The organism is Streptomyces sp. NPDC033131 (assembly GCF_055578365.1).
Genome location: NZ_JBVIPA010000003.1, coordinates 358,857 through 377,703, shown reverse-complemented (window position 1 = coordinate 377,703; position 18,847 = coordinate 358,857). Strand labels below are relative to the sequence as shown.

The window sequence follows — 18,847 nt, the reverse complement described above, 5'->3', positions numbered from 1 at the left end:
TTTGCGCGCCCCGAGGGCCTTTGTCGTCCTTTGTCGTTGCAAGGGATGCGTCGGCTGGTCACAGAGTGGTTGAGACCTCTTGTCGGCGTGTTCATGTAGTACTTAGCCTCCGTTGTGTTGTGCAGAGCGAAACCGTCATTGCATATGTTGCAACGCTCGGAGGAGTACTCCATGAAGCTCGCCCCCCGACTCCCCGCCCTTCTTCTGGCCGCTCTCGTCATCACGGCCTGCGCCCCGCAGACGTCCGACAACGCCTCCTCCGACAAGGACGAGGAGACGGGCACCCTGCGCGTCTGGCTCTTCCAGGAGGTCGGCAACAAGCCGAAGGAAAAGGTCGTCGACTCCGTCGTCACGGCCTTCGAGAAGGCCCACAAGGGCACCGAGGTCGACGTCGAGTACATCCCCGTCGAGACCCGCGCCCAGCGCGTCAAGGCCGCCTTCAACGACCCGAAGTCCGCTCCTGACGTCATGGAGTACGGCAACACGGACACGGCCGGCTACGTGAAGGACGGCGGACTCCTCGACGTCACCAAGGAGTTCGGCGACTGGAGCGAGGCCAAGGACACCGACCCCACCGCGAAACAGTCGGTCACCGTGGACGGCAAGCTCTACGGCGCGCCCTTCTACGTCGGTGTCCGCGCCCTGTACTACCGCACCGACGTCTTCGAGGACCTGGGACTGAAGCTCCCGAAGACCATGGCCGAACTGGCCTCCACGGCCCGCGAGATCCGCGCGGCCCGCCCCGACCTGTACGGCCTCGTCGTCGGCGGCGCCTACATGTACGGCGCGATGCCCTTCGTCTGGGCCAACGGCGGCGAACTCGCCACCGGCAAGGGCGGGTCGTACGCCTCCGCCATCGACAGCGCCGCCGCGCAGAAGGGCATCAAGGCGTACACGTCCCTCTTCGGCGACGACAACTGTCCCGCCGCCAAGTGCGCGGGCATGGGCGGCAACGACACGATCACCGCGTTCGCCGCGGGCAAGGCGGCCATGGCGATCGGCGGCGACTTCAGCCACACCGCGGTCGAGGCGGGGAAGGTGAAGGGCAAGTACGCGGTGGTGCCGCTGCCCGGTGTCAGCCCGGGTTCGATCGCCCCGGCGTTCGCCGGCGGCAACAACATCGGCGTACTGAAGAGCACCTCGCACCGCACCCTCGCCGTCGACCTGATGGAACAGCTCGCCTCGAAGAAGACGCAGACCGAACTCTTCGACGCGATGGGCTTCCTGCCGACCTTCGGGGACGTCCGGCAGCAGGTCGCGGCGAAGGAGCCGTTCGTGAAGCCGTTCGTGCAGACCCTGTCCGCCGGCACCAAGTTCGTGCCCGCCTCGCCGGCCTGGTCGCAGATCGACTCCTCGCTGGTCCTGCCGACGATGTTCCAGGAGGTCATCAGCGGCAAGAAGGACGCGGCGGCGGCCTCGAAGGACGCGGCGACGAAGATGAACGACGCGTTCGGCTCCGCCGGGTGACGCCGGTGCCAGTCGGCTCGGGGGGCGCGGAGCGTTGGCGGGGGCGGGCCGTTCGTGGCTGGTCGCGCCCCTCGGGGCGCCGAGGCGGGCGGCGTCAAAAGGCTCCCTGGCTCTATCTCGCCCCCGCTCTCGTCGTCCTCGGCGGGCTGCTCGTCTACCCCATCTACCAGCTCGGGCTGATCTCGTTCTTCCAGTACACCCAGGCCCAGGTGAGCGGCGGCGAGCCGACCACTTTCGAGGGATTCGGCAACTACGCCGAACTGTTCGGGGACGAGCAGTTCTGGCAGGTGCTGCTGGCGACCGTCCTCTTCGCGGCGGCCTGCGTGGCGTCGACGCTGGCGGTCGGCTGCGCGCTCGCCGTACTCCTCACCCGCGTACGCGCCCTGCCCCGGCTCGTCCTGATGATGGCCGCGCTGGGAGCCTGGGCGACCCCGGCCGTCACCGGCTCCACGGTGTGGCTGCTCCTGTTCGACCCGGACTTCGGGCCCGTGAACCGGGTCCTGGGGCTCGGCGACCACTCGTGGACGTACGGCCGCTACAGCGCCTTCCTCCTCGTCCTGCTCGAAGTGGTGTGGTGCTCCTTCCCGTTCGTGATGGTCACCGTGTACGCCGGCATCCGCGCCGTCCCGGGCGAGGTGCTGGAGGCCGCCGCCCTGGACGGCGCCTCGCAGTGGCGGATCTGGAGGTCCGTCCTCGCGCCGATGCTCCGGCCGATCCTGACCGTCGTCACCATCCAGTCGGTCATCTGGGACTTCAAGGTCTTCACCCAGATCTACGTCATGACGAACGGCGGCGGCATCGCCGGCCAGAACCTCGTCCTGAACGTGTACGCCTACCAGCAGGCCTTCGCGTCCTCGCAGTACAGCCTCGGCTCCGCGATCGGCGTGGTGATGCTGCTGATCCTGCTCGCCGTCACGCTCGTGTACCTGCGGCTGCTGCGCCGGCAGGGAGAGGAACTGTGAACCTTCTTCGTCTTCGGGTGCGGCGCCCGTGGCGGCTGGCCGCCGAGGCGTCGGCGCTGCTGATCGCGGTCGTCGTCGCCTTCCCCCTCTACTGGATGGTGCTCAGCGCCTTCAAACCGGCCGGGGAGATCGAGTCGACCGAGCCCAGGCCCTGGACGCTCGCGCCCTCCCTCGACTCCTTCCGGCGCGTCTTCGAACAGCAGGAATTCGGCCGTTACTTCCTCAACAGCCTGATCGTGGCGTGCAGCGTCGTGATCATCTCGGCGCTGATCGCCTTTCTCGCGGCGACCGCCGTGACACGATTCCGCTTCCGCTTCCGGACCACCTTGCTGATCATGTTTCTGGTGGCCCAGATGGTGCCCGTGGAGGCCCTGACGATCCCCTTGTTCTTCCTCATGCGGGACTTCGGGCAGCTGAACACGCTGGGTTCGCTGATCCTGCCGCACATCGCCTTCTCGCTGCCCTTCGCGATCTGGATGCTGCGCGGTTTCGTGAAAGCCGTACCGGAGGCGCTGGAGGAGGCCGCGTACATCGACGGGGCGAGCCGGGCGCGTTTTTTGTGGCAGATCCTTTTCCCGCTGGTCTTCCCCGGCCTGGTGGCCACGAGCGTGTTTTCCTTCATCTCGGCCTGGAACGACTTCCTGTTCGCCAAGTCCTTCATCATCAGCGACACCTCGCAGTCGACCCTGCCGATGGCGTTGCTCGTCTTCTACAAGCCGGACGACCCCGACTGGGGTGGTGTGATGGCCGCCTCCACGGTGATGACCATTCCGGTACTGATCTTCTTCGTACTCGTACAGCGACGGCTGGTCTCCGGGCTGGGCGGAGCGGTGAAGGACTGACGACATGGGCTTCGAGGATCTGATTCCTGCTCCCGGCAAGGGCTGGTGGGTGCCGCCGACGCACGGGGCTTTTTCCGTGGACGAGGAGACCGTGCTGCACGCGGAGCCCGGCACGGAGGGGGTCGCGCGCTGGCTGCGCGGCGCGCTGGGTGCCGCCACCGGCCTGCCGTTCGCCGAGGGCCGGGGCGACAACGGCATCGTGCTGCGCGTGGACCCGCAGCTGGCGGGGGAGGCGTACCGCGTCGTCATCGACGGCCACGCGATCCGCGTCGACGGCGGAAGCGCGGCCGGCGTCTTCTGGGGTGCGCAGACCTTCCGCCAGCTGATGGGCCCCGACGCGTACCGGCGGGCACCGATCGACCCGGCCCGCCGGGAGTGGTTCGTGCCGGCGGTCGTGATCGAGGACGCCCCCCGTTTCCGTTGGCGTGGCCTCATGCTCGACGTGGCCCGGCACTTCATGCCCAAGGACGGTGTCCTGCGCTACCTCGATCTGATGGCGGCACACAAACTCAACGTCTTCCACTTCCACTTGACGGACGACCAGGGATGGCGCGTCGAGATCAAGCGGTACCCGAAGCTGACCGAGACCGGATCCTGGCGGGCGCGCACGAAATTCGGTCACCGGGCCTCACCGCTGTGGGAGGAGAAGCCGCACGGCGGCTACTACACCCAGGACGACATCCGGGAGATCGTCGCCTACGCCGCCGAACGGCATATCTCCGTCGTCCCCGAAATCGACGTACCCGGCCACTCGCAGGCCGCCATCGCCGCGTACCCGGAACTCGGCAACACCGACGTCATCGACACGACCTCCCTCACGGTCTGGGACAGCTGGGGCATCTCTTTGAACGTACTCGCACCCACTGACAACACCCTTCGCTTCTACGAGGGGGTGTTCGAGGAACTGCTGGACCTGTTCCCCTCCGAGTTCGTTCACATCGGCGGCGACGAATGCGCCAAGGAGCAGTGGCGGCAGTCGCCCCTCGTCCAGGCCCGTATCGGGGAACTCGGCCTCGCGGACGAGGACGGGTTGCAGTCCTGGTTCATCGGACACTTCGACACGTGGCTGTCCGCGCGCGGGCGCAGGCTCATCGGCTGGGACGAGATCCTTGAGGGCGGGCTGGCCGAAGGGGCGGCCGTCTCGTCCTGGCGGGGCTACGAGGGCGGCATCGCGGCGGCCCGCGCGGGTCACGACGTCGTCATGTGCCCCGAGCAGCAGGTGTACCTGGACCACCGGCAGGACGCGGGTGCGGACGAGCCGGTCCCCATCGGCTACGTCCGCACTCTGGAGGACGTCTATCGGTTCGATCCCGTTCCACCGGAGTTGACGCCCGAGGAGGCCGGACACGTACTCGGCACGCAGGCCAACGTGTGGACCGAGGTGATGGAGGACCACGCACGCGTGGACTACCAGACGTTCCCCCGCCTCGCGGCCTTCGCCGAGGTGGCCTGGAGTTCCCTGCCCGCCCCGGCGGAACGGGACTTCGCCGACTTCGAGCGCCGGATGGCCGTCCACTACCGGCGCCTCGACGCCCTGGGAGTCGCCTACCGGCCGCCGACCGGGCCCCTGCCGTGGCAGCGGCGGCCCGGGGTGCTCGGCCGTCCCATCGAGGGACCGCCCCCGAACAGGTAAGGGGGAAAACCCGCAAGAGTCACCGAAGAGTGTCAATCGGTACGCACCGGTGATGCCGTACGAAAACGGACCATTTCCCTGGTGAGGTGGGCGAATGCCTCCTAGCGGACCCCCGCGTTCGGGTCCTGCGAAGATGTGCCAGAGTTGCCACGTCCGCCCTGTCAGCACGTACCGTACGGCAACACAGGTGGGACCAGGTGGGGCAGCGGGAAGGGGCAGCCGGTTTTGACCACGCACGCACCGCAGGCGGCGCAGGCCGTGACGCTGCCCACGACGCTGGACGAGGCAGTGGCGGCCCTGGCCGCCATGCCCGCCGCCGTGCCCGTGGCCGGCGGCACCGACCTGATGGCCGCCGTCAACTCCGGGCAGCTCAGGCCCGCCGCTCTGGTGGGCCTCGGCCGGATCAGCGAGATCCGCGGCTGGCAGTACCAGGACGGCCACGCCCTGCTCGGCGCCGGCCTCACGCACGCACGCATGGGCCGCCCCGACTTCGCCGCCCTCATCCCGGCGCTCGCGGCCTCCGCGCGCGCCGCCGGCCCGCCGCAGATCCGCAACGCGGGCACCCTGGGCGGCAACATCGCCTCGGCGTCCCCCACCGGGGACGCGCTTCCGGTGCTGGCCGCCCTGGAGGCGACGCTGATCGTCGCGGGCCAGGGCGGAGCCCGCCGGGAGATCCCGGTGTCGCACCTGCTGGCGGGCATGGAGATGCTGCGCGCCGGTGAACTCATCGGCTACGTGCGCGTGCCGCTGCTGCACGCCCCGCAGGTCTTCCTGAAGGCGACCGGCCGCACCGGCCCGGGCCGGGCCCTCGCGTCCGTCGCCCTGGTCCTCGACCCCGCCCGCCGCGGAGTCAGGTGCGCGGTGGGCGCCATAGCGCCGATGCCGCTCAGGCCCCTGGACGCCGAGCAGTGGGTCGCCCGGCTGATCGACTGGGACAACAGCCGCGCGGTCGTCCCCGAGGCGCTCAGCGCCTTCGGCGAGTACGTCGCCGCGGCCTGCATCCCCGAGCCGGGCCCGGCCGAGGACGGCTCCGCACAGCAGCTTCCGCCCGCCGTACAGCACCTGCGGCGCACTGTCGCCGCGCTGGCCCGACGAGCACTGGGGAGGGCACTGTCGTGACCGACGACCAGCAGGATGAGGGCAGGCCCCGCGGCGCGGGCCGCTGGGACCCGCTGCCCCAGGGCGACTACGACGACGGCGCCACCGCCTTCGTGAAACTCCCCGAAGGCGGCGTCGACGCCCTCCTCGCCTCCGCCGACCCGCTCGCCGCACCCGGGCATGGCTATGTGCCGCCGCAGATAACGGTCACGCCGGCCACCACCGCGGGCACCGACCCGGCGTCGACGGGCTCGTGGGCGATGCCCGCAGAGGGCGTTCGGTGGCCGGACCCGAACGCGGTGCCCCAGGACGCCGGGAACGACCGGTTCACCTACGAGCCGGGCGCCACGGGACAGTGGAACTTCGACGAGACGGCGGCTCCGGCGCCCGGCCACGACGTGACCGGGCAGTGGTCGATCCCCGTCGCCGGCGGGGATATCCCGGACGAATCGGGCGAGTTCACCACGTCGTCCCTGGTCGAGCAGTGGGGCGGCGGTACGCCGCCGGCCACCCTGCCGGGCGGCGCGGCCGCCCCCTGGGCGACGGAGGCCGCGGGGCAGCCCTGGGACCAGCAGCCTGCCGAACCATCGGCGGAGGCGGAGGCGGGGCACGCGCACGAGCAGCCCGCCGCGTACCCGTTGCCGCCGGCCGCGTACGCGCCCCGCGAGGGCGACCGCGCGCCGGACGCGTACGCACCGGAGGAGTTCGCACCGGACGCGCCCGCCCCCGTCGAGCCCGGCCCGGCCGGACACGACCATGAGCAGCCCCGCTCGCACGCGCCCGAACCGCCCGCCGAACCCGCCGTAGCCGCCTCACAGCCCGCTCATGGTGGGGGTGAGGGCCACGAAGCCGACGGGGCGCCCGAGGAGGCCCACGGGGCCGCCGAGGCCGTCGACGGGGCCACGGAGGCGGACGCCGGCGAGGACACCGCCGTAGCCGCGGAGACTCCCGACGGCGAGGCCGCACCCCCGCCGTCCGGCGAGGAACACCCCCTCGCCTCCTACGTCCTGCGCGTCAACGGCGTCGACCGCCCCGTCACCGACGCGTGGATCGGCGAATCCCTGCTCTACGTGCTGCGCGAGCGGCTCGGTCTCGCGGGCGCCAAGGACGGCTGCTCGCAGGGCGAGTGCGGCGCCTGCAACGTGCAGGTCGACGGCCGGCTCGTCGCCTCCTGCCTGGTGCCCGCCGTGACCGCGGCCGGCAGCGAGGTCCGTACCGTCGAGGGCCTGGCCGTCGACGGACAGCCCTCGGACGTGCAGCGGGCGCTCGCCAGGTGCGGCGCCGTGCAGTGCGGGTTCTGCGTGCCGGGCATGGCGATGACCCTGCACGACCTCCTGGAGGGCAACCCGGCGCCGAACGAGATGGAGACCCGCCAGGCGCTGTGTGGCAACCTGTGCCGGTGCTCCGGCTACCGGGGGGTCGTGGAAGCCGTCAAGGAGGTCGTCGCGGAACGCGAGTCGCATTCCGCGACGGGCACTGAGACGGACGCGGACGAAGCACGTATTCCGCACCAGGCGGGTCCGGGAGCGGGCGGGGTCCACCCGTCGGCGTTCGAACCGGCCGAACGGCATGACCATTCGTACGGCAACGGACAGGGACAGGACGGAGGCCAGGCGTGAGCAACGAAGCCGCCACCGCGACCACCGCCGCGGAGGCAGCCCCCGCCCCCGAACCGATTCCGCACGGCCTCGGAGCCGCACTGCCGGCCGCCGACGCCCGTGCGAAGACCGAGGGCACCTTCCCCTACGCGGCCGACCTGTGGGCCGAGGGCCTGCTGTGGGCGGCCGTCCTGCGCTCACCGCACCCGCACGCCCGCATCGTGTCCATCGACACCACCCACGCGCGCGAGATGCCCGGCGTGCGAGCCGTCGTCACCCACGAGGACGTGCCCGGCAGCCCGGTCCACGGCCGCGGCAAGGCCGACCGCCCGGTGTTCGCCTCCGAGGTCGTACGCCACCACGGCGAGCCCATCGCCGCCGTCGCCGCCGACCACCCCGACACCGCGCGCATGGCGGCGGCTGCCGTCATCGTCGAGTACGAAGTCCTCGACCCGGTCACCGACCCCGAGCGGGCCTTCGAGGCCGAACCCCTGCACCCGGACGGCAACCTGATCCGGCACATCCCGCTGCGCCACGGCGACCCGGACGCGGCCGGCGACATCGTCGTGGAGGGCCTGTACCGCATCGGCCGCCAGGACCCCGCCCCGATCGGTGCCGAGGCCGGCCTCGCCGTGCCGCGCCCCGACGGCGGCGTCGAGCTCTACGTCGCCTCCACCGACCCGCACACCGACCGCGACACGGCCGCCGCCTGCTACGGCCTGGAGCCCGAGCGCGTGAAGGTCGTCGTCACCGGCGTGCCCGGCGCCACCGCCGACCGCGAGGACCAGGGCTTCCAACTGCCGCTCGGCCTCCTGGCGCTGAAGACCGGCTGCCCCGTGAAGCTGACCGCGACGCGCGAGGAGTCCTTCCTCGGGCACATCCACCGCCACCCCACCCTGCTGAGATACCGCCACCACGCCGACGCCGAGGGCAGACTGGTGAAGGTCGAGGCGCAGATCCTCCTGGACGCGGGCGCCTACGCGGACACCTCGTCGGAGGTGCTGGCCGCCGCCGTCTCGTTCGCCTGCGGCCCGTACGTCGTCCCGAACGCGTTCATCGAGGGCTGGGCCGTACGCACCAACAACCCGCCCTCCGGCCACGTGCGCGGCGAGGGCGCCATGCAGGTGTGCGCGGCCTACGAGGCGCAGATGGACAAGCTGGCCAAGAAGCTGGGCATGGACCCGGCGGAGCTGCGCCTGCAGAACGTGATGGCCACCGGAGACGTCCTTCCGACCGGCCAGACGGTGACCTGCCCGGCCCCGGTCGCCGAACTGGTGCAGGCCGTACGGGACTTCCCGCTGCCCACGCTTCCCAAGGACACCCCCGAGGACGAGTGGCTGCTGCCCGGGGGTTTTGAGGGCGCGGGCGAACCGGGCGCGGTACGCCGCGGCGTCGGCTACGGCCTGGGCATGGTGCACATGCTGGGCGCGGAGGGCGCGGACGAGGTCTCCACGGCCACGGTCCGGGTCCAGGACGGCGTGGCGACGGTGCTGTGCGCGGCGGTCGAGACGGGGCAGGGCTTCACGACCCTGGCCCGGCAGATCGTCCAGGAGACCCTGGGCATCGACGAGGTCCACGTGGCCCCGGTCGACACCGACCAGCCGCCGGCCGGTCCGGGCTGCCGCGGCCGCCACACCTGGGTGTCGGGCGGCGCGGTGGAGCGGGCGGCGAAGATGGTCCGCACCCAGCTTCTGCAGCCCCTGGCGCACAAGTTCGGCATGTCCACCGAGCTGCTCCAGATCACCGACGGCAAGATCACGTCGTACGACGGCGTCCTGTCGACCACCGTCACCGAGGCGATGGACGGCAAGGAGCTGTGGGCGACCGCCCAGTGCCGCCCGCATCCGACCGAGCCGCTGGACGAGGCAGGCCAGGGCGACGCCTTCGTGGGCCTGGCGTTCTGCGCGATCCGCGCGGTGGTGGACGTCGACATCGAACTCGGCTCGGTGCGGGTGGTGGAGCTGGCGCTCGCCCAGGACGTCGGCCGCATCCTGAACCCGACCCAGCTGGTGGCCCGGATCGAGGGGGGCGTCACCCAGGGGGTGGGCATCGCCCTCACGGAGAACCTGCGCAGCGCGCGCGGGCTGATCCGACACCCCGACCTCACCGGGTACGCCCTGCCGACGGCCCTGGACGCGCCGGAGATCAAAATCGTCAAGCTGGTCGAGGAACGTGACGTGGTCGCCCCCTTCGGGGCGAAGGCGGTCAGCGCGGTGCCGGTGGTGACGTCCCCCGCCGCGATCGCCTCCGCCGTCCGCGCCGCGACCGGCCGCCCGGTCAACCGACTCCCGATCCGGCCGCAGGCCGCGGTGGTGACGGCACAGTGAGCACGCCGCGGCCCGCGACCGGAGAACAGCCGCGCCACGAACCGGCGCCGGGCGTGGGCGGGTTGGCGACGGGGGTCCTGCTGTTCCCGCTCGCGGCGATCGTCGTGGTGCTGGGCGGCGTCTACCTCGTGTGATGCCCGGGGCCGCTGATCACCGGGTGATGGCGGCCGGGAAGTCGACGGCCGCCGCCCGGGTACCGGCGGGGAGACGGCCGCGAGCGGCGCATGTCCGTTGCGAACCGTTTCGGCGGATGATCGTGTCCGGGCGCGAGGACTACGAGCCCGGCGACGACGGCGAGGGCGAGGCCCGACCTGGCTGCGGTACCGGCTGTCGGCGGCGAGCGCGGACGCGTACGCGGAAGCCGGGTTCACGGCGGTGGTCCAGGACGTGGTGCTGGGCGCGGACCTCACGGCGTACGTCCGGCTGGTGCGCGCCCGCCCACTGCACGTGATCGTCCTGGCGCCGGACCCGGACCCGGACCCCGACCCGGAGCCGTCGCGGCGCGGGAGGCGGGACGGGACGGGTGAAGACGGGCTGCGGAGCCTGGACGGTCGAGGAGCTGGACCGGGTCCTGCGGACACGGACGCCGCGCACCGGGCTGTGGGTGGACTCCTCGGGCCGATGGTGGGGGAGTCCGTGGAGGAGATCCCGGCCGGATGGGAACGGGCGAGGGCGGTCTGACGTCTCCTGGGCGGGGGGCTTGGTCCGGAGGCGTTGTCAGTGGTGGCGCGTAGTGTTCTGAGCAGTGGGGGACGGCTGGGACGGCCACCGGAATCGGTCGGCTGTGCGTGCCCTGCACGGGGACCGTGAGAGAAGCACATGCGGGGGAACACATGAGCACGACCGACGCCGGCCCGGCGACGATCACGCTGACCGAGGCCGAACTGGATCCGTACGTCACACACGCGTCTACGCGCCGTTGGCTGACGGGGCCCGGACTGCCGGGTGACAGCGGCCTGTTCACCTTCGCGGAGCTGCGCCGGGAGGGGCTGCGGACGGTGGCGGACTCGACCGGAGACATGGACTGTCCGGCGCCGGATCTGTGCGACCAGCTGGTGATAGGCGGGCTGTTGGGGCCGGGCGGCCGAGCGACGGAGTCGGTCCTGCTGGACGGCGCGACCGGCGAGATCTCCACGACTCGCTTGCTCCACGACCGCCCCGGCCTGATGGGCCGTCGCCCGCTCGCGTCCTCGCTGGAGAGGCTGGTGAGGTTCGCGACGGCGACGGACGAACTGGCCGCGCTGCGAGGTCGGTTCGCGTCGTACGACGGTCGCTTCGGGCCCAAGGCGGTGGCCGAGGCGTCGCGTCAGCTGCTGGCCGTGTTCAAGGAGGGGACGGGCGGCGAGGTGCCGCCGTTCTGGAAGATGGCCGCCCTGATCCGGCCCCTTTCCCTGGTCGCGGGACCGGGCGCGCCGGCCGGACTCGCCCTGGACCTCCCGGCCCGCCTCCTCGACCAGGAGTTCGGCCGGGGCAAGGTCGCCCGCTTCGAGGACGTCGACTTCCCCGCGACCCTCACACACCAACCGACCCGCCGCTTCCTGCGCGAGACGGGCCTGCCCGAGGACGCCTTCCTCTTCCACCTCGACACGGACGTGCCGCTGGCGACACTGGCCGAGTACTACGCCGAGGATCCGTCCATGGAACTCCCGGACCGGGCCACCCACTTGATACGCCTGGGCGACCTCGTCGAGGACAACAGCCTCGTGATCGACGGGGAGACGGGCGCGGTCCTGAACTGGAGCGAGCCCGAGGCGGCCCTGTACCCCCTCAACACGGACGCCTCCACGCTGGGCTTCACCCTCTGGCTGCTCCACCGCGAGCGAGCCATCGACGAGGACCCGTCCAACGGCCTGACCGCGGAGACCCGCGACCAACTGGCCGCGATGATGATCCAGGTGCTGTCGACCGTCGACCCGACGAGTACGACGACGCCGCCGGGGCGGCACTACTGGACGGAGCGGTTCCGGGGCGAGGCGGGCGGGGCGCTGTGACCGACGAAGTCGATTCTTCGCCGTTTCACCGTTTCACCGAGGAAAGAGTTGACCGTGACGCGGTGATTGCTCCGGATGCTTCCCCGTCTCGCTTGAGTGACAATCGGTACACATGCACGGCTTCTCTAGTGTGAAATGAGGGAAGACGGTGGACCTCAACACTGACTTGACCGACGTGCAGAAGAAGGCGCTCGAGGAGAACGCGGACGATCTGGAAAAGCTGCAGCCCCAGCTGGACGAGGTGCACGAAAAGGTGCTGAGTCGCCTGGAGAGAGCGGGGCTGGGGGACGGCACGGACATACTGAACTGCCTGGCCTGCATTGTGTGCGACGGATGGACCCGTGGCAGTAACGGCAGGTGTGGCAGCTGCTCCCACGGCTGGTTCTCCCACAACGTGATATAGCCGGCTGAGGCGGAGACCGAGGCGGAAACCGAGACGGAAACCGAGACGGAAGACCAAAAGGGCGGTCCCCTCTCAGGGATGCCGCCCTTTTGCCTTTCCTGGTGAAGCCACAGAGGCCGTAGCGGGATTCGAACCCACGTAACTCGCTTTGCAGGCGAGCCCCTGAACCACTCGGGCATACGGCCGGGTCGGTGGAGCGTGGTGCTCCGTTCCGGACTTGTGAGACGACCGTACGGCGGGGCGGGGAGGGGGCTCAAGGGAATCGCGGGTGCCGCAACGGGACTGCCACACGCCGTTCATGAAAGGGCGGTACGTGGGGGTGGTCGTACGACCAAGGTCCCGGGTCGGGCCCTTCTCCCGACAGGGGTCAAACACCCTCGTGGCCCTTACGCTGGCGACCATGACCGTTCTGGAGCCGCGTGACAACGGCGTCGTGGAAAGCCCTGACCTGCCCCGCGTCGACGAGACGGTGCTGAGCCGGCCGTACCGGGCGCTCAGCGTCGGGATCGTCTCCGTCGTCCTGCTCATCGCCTTCGAGGCGACCGCGGTCGGTACGGCGATGCCGGTTGCCGCGCGGGAGTTGGACGGCGTCTCGTTGTACGCGTTCGCGTTCTCCGGGTACTTCACGACCTCTCTGTTCGGGATGGTGCTCTCCGGGCAGTGGTCCGACCGCGGGGGACCGGTCGGACCGCTGACCGCCGGCATCGGGGCCTTCGCCGCGGGGCTGGTGCTGTCCGGGACGGCGGGGGTGATGTGGCTGTTCATCCTCGGACGGGCCGTGCAGGGGCTCGGGGGCGGACTGGTGATCGTCGCGCTGTACGTCGTGGTGGGGCGGGCCTATCCCGAGCGGCTGCGACCCGCGATCATGGCGGCGTTCGCGGCGAGCTGGGTCGTGCCGTCGATCGTGGGCCCGCTCGCCTCGGGGGCGGTGACCGAACATCTGGGGTGGCGGTGGGTGTTCGTCGGGATACCGGTGCTGGTGGTGTTTCCGCTGGCGCTCGCGCTGCCGCAGATACGGCGGCGGGCCTCCGGGGCGGTGGAGAGGGGCGCGGGGAGCGGTTCGGTCGACCGGCGCCGCATCCGGCTCGCCCTCGGGATCTCGCTCGGCGCCGGACTCCTCCAGTACGCGGCCCAGGAGCTGCGCCCCCTCTCGCTCCTCCCCGCCGCCGTCGGCGTCGCACTGCTCGTGCCGGCCGTTCTCGGGCTGCTCCCGCGCGGGACCTATCGGGCGGCGCGCGGGCTGCCCTCCGTCGTGCTGCTGCGGGGCGTCGCGGCGGGGTCCTTCATCGCCGCCGAGTCGTTCGTGCCGCTGATGCTGGTCACCCAGCGGGGGTTGTCGCCGACGATGGCCGGGTTCTCCCTCGCGGCGGGCGGGGGGACGTGGGCGTTGGGGTCGTGGGTGCAGTCGCGCCGGCGGGTGGAGCCGTACCGGGAGCGTCTGATGACGGCGGGGATGGTGCTGGTCGCCGCCGCGATCGCCGCCGCGCCGAGTGTGCTGATCCCGGCCGTGCCCGCCTGGGCCCTCGCCGTGGCCTGGGCTTTCGGCTGTTTCGGGATGGGCCTGGTGATCTCCTCCACCAGCGTGCTCCTGCTCCACCTCTCCGCCCCCGAGGAGGCCGGCACCAACTCCGCCGCCCTCCAGATGTCCGACGGCCTGTCCAACGTGATCCTCCTGGCGATCGGCGGCGCGGCGTTCGCGGCCCTGGGAGGAGGGACGGTGAGCCACACGGCCACGGAGGCGTCCGGGTCCCATCCGGCGGCCTTCGCCGCGGTGTTCCTGCCGATGGCGGGGGTGGCGTTGCTGGGGGCTTGGGTGACCACGCGGGTGCGGGAGCGGTGACCGTGCGGGTGCGGTGACCATGCGGGTGCCGGAGCGCCGAGCCGTAATGCGCTCGCCGGTTCCCGGGCACACTCCTATCCTGACCGGCATGCACGAGTCCGGCCTCCCCCTGCCCCTCTCCCTCCCGCCCGACGCACGGCGGGACCTCGACGACCTCGCGGACGCCACCGGGCGCCTCCCCGAGGACCTCGCGCGGGAGGCCGTACGGCGCCATCTGGACGACGAGGCCCGGCGCGTGCGCTCCGCCGGACAGCGGCTCGCCTCGGCGCACGCCGGTCTGTTGAAGAGGCTCGGCGAATGACCCGGCACCTCACCGTCGCGGAGGTCACCGCACTCGCCGAGGTCGCCTTCGGCGGGCGGCCCCCCGAGGCCAGGGAGCCCGGGCTGCTCGCCTCCGCCGTGCACCGGCCACGCGCCCGCATGTTCGGTACGGCGGCGTACGACGACCTGTACGAGCAGGCCGCCGCCCTCCTCCACGCCATCGCCACCAACCACCCGCTCGTCGACGGCAACAAGCGCACCGCCTGGCTCGCCACCGCGACCTTCCTCGCGGTCAACGGAGTCGATCTCGAACACTGCGACCAGGACACCGCGTACGACCTGGTCATCGATGTCGCCTCCGGGAACGAGAGCGAGGTCTCGGCGATCGCCGGGCGGCTGCGACTGCTGTGACGTGGGTCCCACCCACGGGCCACCCGGGCTTGTCCGCACGTTGACACCACCGGGCCGCCGGTAGGGTGGCCCGGTTGTCATACGTAGCCCAGCCGTCCCAGTAGTTCCGCCGAGCCGCCCGACCACCCACCGACGGAGACCGTGACTACCACCGCCGCCTCCTCCCACCACCTTTCCCCCGCCTTCCCCGGCCGGGCCCCCTGGGGCACCGCCGGCAAGCTGCGAGCCTGGCAGCAGGGTGCGATGGAGAGATACGTCCAGGAGCAGCCGCGTGACTTCCTCGCCGTCGCGACGCCCGGCGCCGGGAAGACGACGTTCGCGCTGACGCTGGCGTCCTGGCTGCTGCACCACCACGTCGTGCAGCAGGTGACCGTCGTCGCGCCGACCGAGCACCTGAAGAAGCAGTGGGCCGAGGCAGCCGCCCGGATAGGGATCAAGCTGGACCCGGAGTACAGCGCGGGCCCGCTCGGCAAGGACTACCAGGGTGTCGCGGTCACGTACGCCGGTGTCGGCGTGCGGCCCATGCTGCACCGCAACCGGGTCGAGCAGCGCAAGACCCTCGTCATCCTCGACGAGATCCACCACGCCGGTGACTCCAAGTCGTGGGGTGAGGCGTGTCTGGAGGCCTTCGAGCCGGCGACGCGACGGCTCGCGCTGACCGGTACGCCCTTCCGGTCGGACACCAACCCGATTCCCTTCGTGGCGTACGAGGAGGGCAACGACGGGATCCGGCGGTCCGCCGCCGACTACACCTACGGTTACGGGTCGGCTCTGTCCGACGGGGTCGTCCGGCCGGTCATCTTCCTGTCCTACAGCGGCAACATGCGGTGGCGGACCAAGGCGGGCGACGAGATCGCCGCCCGGCTCGGCGAGCCCATGACCAAGGACGCGATCAGCCAGGCCTGGCGTACGGCGCTGGACCCGCGCGGCGAGTGGATGCCCAGCGTGCTGCGCGCCGCCGACCAGCGGCTGACCGAGGTGAGGAAGGGCATCCCGGACGCCGGGGCGCTCGTCATCGCCTCCGACCAGGACTCCGCCCGCGCCTACGCCAAGCTCATCCGGGAGATCACGGGCAACAAGGCGACACTCGTGCTGTCCGACGACGCCGGGGCGTCCAACAGGATCGACGAGTTCAGCAGCAGCAACGACCGGTGGATGGTCGCGGTGCGGATGGTGTCCGAGGGCGTCGACGTCCCGAGGCTCGCGGTCGGCGTGTACGCCACCACCATCTCGACTCCCCTCTTCTTCGCGCAGGCCGTCGGGCGTTTCGTACGGTCCCGGCGGCGCGGCGAGACCGCCTCCGTGTTCCTCCCCACCGTCCCCGACCTGCTCACCTTCGCCAACGAGATGGAGGTGGAGCGGGACCACGCCCTCGACAAGCCGAAGAAGGAGGGCGAGGAGGACCCGTACGCCGAGTCCGAGAAGGAGATGGAGGAGGCGAACAAGGAGCAGGACGAGGACACCGGAGAGCAGGAGCAGTTCTCCTTCGAGGCGCTGGAGTCCGAGGCCGTCTTCGACCGCGTCCTCTACGACGGTGCCGAGTTCGGCATGCAGGCCCACCCGGGAAGTGCGGAGGAGCAGGACTACCTCGGCATCCCCGGGCTGCTGGAGCCCGACCAGGTGCAGCTCCTCCTCCAGAAGCGGCAGGCCCGGCAGATCGCGCACAGCCGCAAGAAGCCGGACGAGGAGGCCGACCTGCTGGAACTGCCCGCCGAGCGGCGTCCGGTCGTCTCGCACAAGGAGATGATGGAGCTGCGCAAGCAGCTCAACACGATGGTCGGCGCGTACGTCCATCAGAGCGGCAAGCCCCATGGTGTGATCCACACCGAGCTGCGGCGGGTGTGCGGCGGGCCGCCCAGCGCCGAGGCCACGGCCGGGCAGCTGCGGCAGCGGATCGCCAAGGTGCAGGAGTGGGCCACGCGGATGCGGTGACGCCGGACGCGGTCGGCCCGGGGATGTCATGCCCGACGTGCTCGCATGCCCGACGTGCTCGCCTCGGTGCGGGCGTGAGCTGCGGCGTGTGCGCTCTGCCCGGGCGTGTGCGCTCTGTGCGGGTGTGGTGCACGCCGGGTGCTATGCGCCGGACGTATGCGGACAAAGTGACGTATTTTCTCCCGTTCAGTGCCCGGATTCTGGACGTAGCCTTCCGCTCAGCGAACCGCCTTCGCTACTGTCCGGCTACGCACACGCCCCGTGGCAGCGCCGCCGCGGAGCGCAGCCGTGAAGCGACGCGGTCCGGCAACTGGCCGGGCCGCCGGCCGATCGGCGGCCTCTGAAGCGCGTCGCCGACGGGACTCGGTGACGCATCTGACCAGCCAGGGGGCTGCCGACCTCACCACTTGGAGGAGTGGGCGTCGTGACCGCGGAGACCTCTCAGACGCTCGACCGGGGACTGCGGGTCCTCAAGCTGCTGGCCGATACGGACCACGGGCTGACCGTCACCGAGCTATCCAACAAGCTGGGCGTGAACCGGACCGTCGTGTACCGGTTGCTCGCCACCCTGGAGCAGCACGCGCTCGTACGGCGTGACCTGGGCGGTCGCGCCCGGGTCGGGCTCGGCGTGCTGCGGCTGGGCCGCCAGGTGCATCCGCTGGTACGGGAGGCGGCGTTGCCGGCCTTGCGATCGCTGGCGGAGGACATAGGAGCGACCGCGCATCTCACGCTGGTGGACGGGGCGGAGGCGCTGGCCGTCGCCGTGGTCGAGCCGACGTGGACGGACTACCACGTGGCGTACCGGGCCGGGTTCCGGCACCCGCTGGACCGGGGGGCCGCGGGGCGGGCGATTCTCGCGGCGCGACAGCAGGCCGGGGACGACGCCGGATACACCCTGACCCATGGGGAGCTGGAGGCGGGAGCCAGTGGGGCGGCCGCGCCGTTGCTCGGGGTCACGGGGGTGGAGGGCAGCGTCGGAGTGGTGATGCTGGCCGATGCGGTGCCGGAACGGGTGGGGCCGCGGGTGGTGGATGCGGCGCGCGAGGTTGCGGAGGCTCTGCGCTGACGTGCGCTGAGCAGTGGCTGGTGCGGGTGGGTGCGCAGCCCGGCGCCGCGGGGTGCCGCTGCGCCCACCCGTGCCGCCCCAGCGGCACGACTGCCCGCAGCTGACCGGGGCGGGCTGACCGGCTCCGGGACGGAAAGGGGCGTCGCGTTAGATTGATCCTGTGCTCTCTCGCCTCACACGCCCCCGGGCCGTCGCCGTCTGCGTCCTGCCCGTCGTGGGCCTGCTCGCCACGGCGGCCTTCGCGCCGCTGCCTTTCTCGCTGACGCAGCCCGGGATGACGGCGAACGTCCTCGGTGAGAACGGGGGCACCCCGGTGATCACGATCTCCGGCGCCCCGACCCGCGCCACGTCCGGTCAGCTGCGCATGACGACCATCGAGGCGACCAATCCGGACACCGACGTCTTTCTCGGTGACGTGCTCGACGCCTGGTTCGCCACGGACCGGGCCGTCATGCCGCGCGACGCGGTCTATCCGAGCGGTCAGAGCGTCAAGGAGATCGAGCAGCACAACACCGCGCAGATGAAGGAGTCCCAGGACGCCGCGACCGAGGCCGCCCTGAACCACCTGGACCTCGCCGACCGGGACATCAAGGTCACCCTGAAGCTCGCCGACGTCGGCGGCCCGAGCGCCGGTCTGCTGTTCAGCCTCGGTGTCATCGACAAGCTGGACGGCGACGGCAGCGGGGGCGACCTCACGGGCGGCCGCACCATCGCGGGTACGGGCACGATCGACGCGAACGGGGAGGTCGGCGCGGTCGGGGGAGTGGCCCTGAAGACGCAGGCCGCGCGACGGGACGGGGCGACGGTGTTCCTGGTGCCGAAGGACGAGTGCTCGGACGCCGAGTCCGAACTGCCCAAGGGCCTGCGGCTGATCCCGGTGACCACGCTGAAGGGCGCGGTGAACGCGCTGACGGCACTGGAGAGCGGGAAAGGCTCCGTACCGAGCTGCTGACCGGCAGACCGGCTGACCGGCAGACCGGCAGACCGGCTGACCGGCCGGCGGCCGGGCGTTCGTC

Annotated in this window: 17 protein-coding genes and 1 tRNA gene; 17 read left to right on the top strand and 1 reads right to left on the bottom strand. The window is 71.4% G+C overall.

The features are described from left to right. Positions 1-171 precede the first annotated feature (171 nt). The 11 genes from ACZ5XS_RS07025 to ACZ5XS_RS06975 all read left to right on the top strand — a co-directional run bounded on the left by ACZ5XS_RS07025 (position 172) and on the right by ACZ5XS_RS06975 (position 12,321). Positions 172-1,467, top strand: coding sequence for an extracellular solute-binding protein (locus tag ACZ5XS_RS07025; RefSeq protein WP_468648527.1), 1,296 nt, complete (start codon positions 172-174; stop codon positions 1,465-1,467). After that, complete coding sequence (locus ACZ5XS_RS07020; protein ID WP_468648525.1) at positions 1,464-2,429, top strand: carbohydrate ABC transporter permease; 966 nt, start codon at positions 1,464-1,466, stop codon at positions 2,427-2,429. The genes ACZ5XS_RS07025 and ACZ5XS_RS07020 overlap by 4 nt, the downstream gene beginning before the upstream one ends. Then, positions 2,426-3,271: a carbohydrate ABC transporter permease gene (locus ACZ5XS_RS07015; RefSeq protein ID WP_468648523.1), complete on the top strand. Its 846-nt coding sequence runs from the start codon at positions 2,426-2,428 to the stop codon at positions 3,269-3,271. The genes ACZ5XS_RS07020 and ACZ5XS_RS07015 overlap by 4 nt, the downstream gene beginning before the upstream one ends. 4 nt (positions 3,272-3,275) lie before the next feature. After that, positions 3,276-4,904, top strand: a complete 1,629-nt coding sequence (locus tag ACZ5XS_RS07010; protein ID WP_468648521.1) for a beta-N-acetylhexosaminidase — start codon at positions 3,276-3,278, stop codon at positions 4,902-4,904. A 225-nt stretch (positions 4,905-5,129) separates the two neighbouring features. Beyond that, the gene (locus ACZ5XS_RS07005) at positions 5,130-6,023 is read left to right on the top strand and encodes an FAD binding domain-containing protein (RefSeq protein WP_468648519.1); all 894 of its coding nucleotides are present in this window, start codon (positions 5,130-5,132) and stop codon (positions 6,021-6,023) included. Beyond that, a complete protein-coding gene (locus ACZ5XS_RS07000; protein ID WP_468648517.1) occupies positions 6,020-7,621 on the top strand; it encodes a (2Fe-2S)-binding protein in 1,602 nt (533 codons plus the stop codon). The genes ACZ5XS_RS07005 and ACZ5XS_RS07000 overlap by 4 nt, the downstream gene beginning before the upstream one ends. Further along, entirely contained in the window at positions 7,618-9,927 is a 2,310-nt protein-coding gene (locus tag ACZ5XS_RS06995) for a xanthine dehydrogenase family protein molybdopterin-binding subunit (protein WP_468648515.1), read from the top strand. Before ACZ5XS_RS07000 ends, ACZ5XS_RS06995 begins: the two co-directional genes overlap by 4 nt. Further along, positions 9,924-10,061: a hypothetical protein gene (locus tag ACZ5XS_RS06990; protein ID WP_468648513.1), complete on the top strand. Its 138-nt coding sequence runs from the start codon at positions 9,924-9,926 to the stop codon at positions 10,059-10,061. Before ACZ5XS_RS06995 ends, ACZ5XS_RS06990 begins: the two co-directional genes overlap by 4 nt. A gap of 241 nt (positions 10,062-10,302) precedes the next feature. Then, entirely contained in the window at positions 10,303-10,608 is a 306-nt protein-coding gene (locus ACZ5XS_RS06985) for a hypothetical protein (RefSeq protein WP_468648511.1), read from the top strand. 152 nt (positions 10,609-10,760) lie between these two features. Continuing rightward, positions 10,761-11,918, top strand: a complete 1,158-nt coding sequence (locus tag ACZ5XS_RS06980; protein WP_468648510.1) for an SUKH-4 family immunity protein — start codon at positions 10,761-10,763, stop codon at positions 11,916-11,918. A gap of 148 nt (positions 11,919-12,066) precedes the next feature. Further along, complete coding sequence (locus ACZ5XS_RS06975; protein WP_468648508.1) at positions 12,067-12,321, top strand: hypothetical protein; 255 nt, start codon at positions 12,067-12,069, stop codon at positions 12,319-12,321. Between the two features lie 113 nt (positions 12,322-12,434). Here ACZ5XS_RS06975 and ACZ5XS_RS06970 read toward each other — a convergent pair. Further along, a tRNA-Cys gene (locus tag ACZ5XS_RS06970) sits at positions 12,435-12,506 on the bottom strand. Positions 12,507-12,721: 215 nt separating this feature from the next. Here ACZ5XS_RS06970 and ACZ5XS_RS06965 point away from each other — a divergent pair. The 6 genes from ACZ5XS_RS06965 (at position 12,722) to ACZ5XS_RS06940 (ending at position 18,783) form a co-directional block, all read left to right on the top strand. Then, complete coding sequence (locus tag ACZ5XS_RS06965) at positions 12,722-14,161, top strand: MFS transporter (protein ID WP_468648506.1); 1,440 nt, start codon at positions 12,722-12,724, stop codon at positions 14,159-14,161. A gap of 88 nt (positions 14,162-14,249) precedes the next feature. Beyond that, positions 14,250-14,462 carry a hypothetical protein gene (locus ACZ5XS_RS06960; protein WP_468648504.1) on the top strand — a complete coding sequence of 71 codons (213 nt, stop codon included), beginning with the start codon at positions 14,250-14,252 and terminating at the stop codon, positions 14,460-14,462. Then, entirely contained in the window at positions 14,459-14,833 is a 375-nt protein-coding gene (locus ACZ5XS_RS06955) for a type II toxin-antitoxin system death-on-curing family toxin (protein ID WP_468648502.1), read from the top strand. Before ACZ5XS_RS06960 ends, ACZ5XS_RS06955 begins: the two co-directional genes overlap by 4 nt. 141 nt (positions 14,834-14,974) lie before the next feature. Further along, entirely contained in the window at positions 14,975-16,765 is a 1,791-nt protein-coding gene (locus ACZ5XS_RS06950) for a DEAD/DEAH box helicase (protein ID WP_468648500.1), read from the top strand. A 424-nt stretch (positions 16,766-17,189) separates the two neighbouring features. After that, on the top strand, positions 17,190-17,831 hold the full coding sequence (locus tag ACZ5XS_RS06945; RefSeq protein WP_468648498.1) for an IclR family transcriptional regulator: 642 nt from the start codon (positions 17,190-17,192) through the stop codon (positions 17,829-17,831). 160 nt (positions 17,832-17,991) lie between these two features. Beyond that, complete coding sequence (locus ACZ5XS_RS06940) at positions 17,992-18,783, top strand: YlbL family protein (protein WP_468648496.1); 792 nt, start codon at positions 17,992-17,994, stop codon at positions 18,781-18,783. Positions 18,784-18,847 lie beyond the last annotated feature (64 nt).

Coding starts and splice junctions, on each gene's coding strand:
- ACZ5XS_RS07025 (WP_468648527.1), top strand. CDS start 172: ATGAAGCTCGCCCCCCGACTCCCCGCCCTTCTTCTGGCCGCTCTCGTC.
- ACZ5XS_RS07010 (WP_468648521.1), top strand. CDS start 3,276: ATGGGCTTCGAGGATCTGATTCCTGCTCCCGGCAAGGGCTGGTGGGTG.
- ACZ5XS_RS06980 (WP_468648510.1), top strand. CDS start 10,761: ATGAGCACGACCGACGCCGGCCCGGCGACGATCACGCTGACCGAGGCC.
- ACZ5XS_RS06965 (WP_468648506.1), top strand. CDS start 12,722: ATGACCGTTCTGGAGCCGCGTGACAACGGCGTCGTGGAAAGCCCTGAC.
- ACZ5XS_RS06960 (WP_468648504.1), top strand. CDS start 14,250: ATGCACGAGTCCGGCCTCCCCCTGCCCCTCTCCCTCCCGCCCGACGCA.
- ACZ5XS_RS06955 (WP_468648502.1), top strand. CDS start 14,459: ATGACCCGGCACCTCACCGTCGCGGAGGTCACCGCACTCGCCGAGGTC.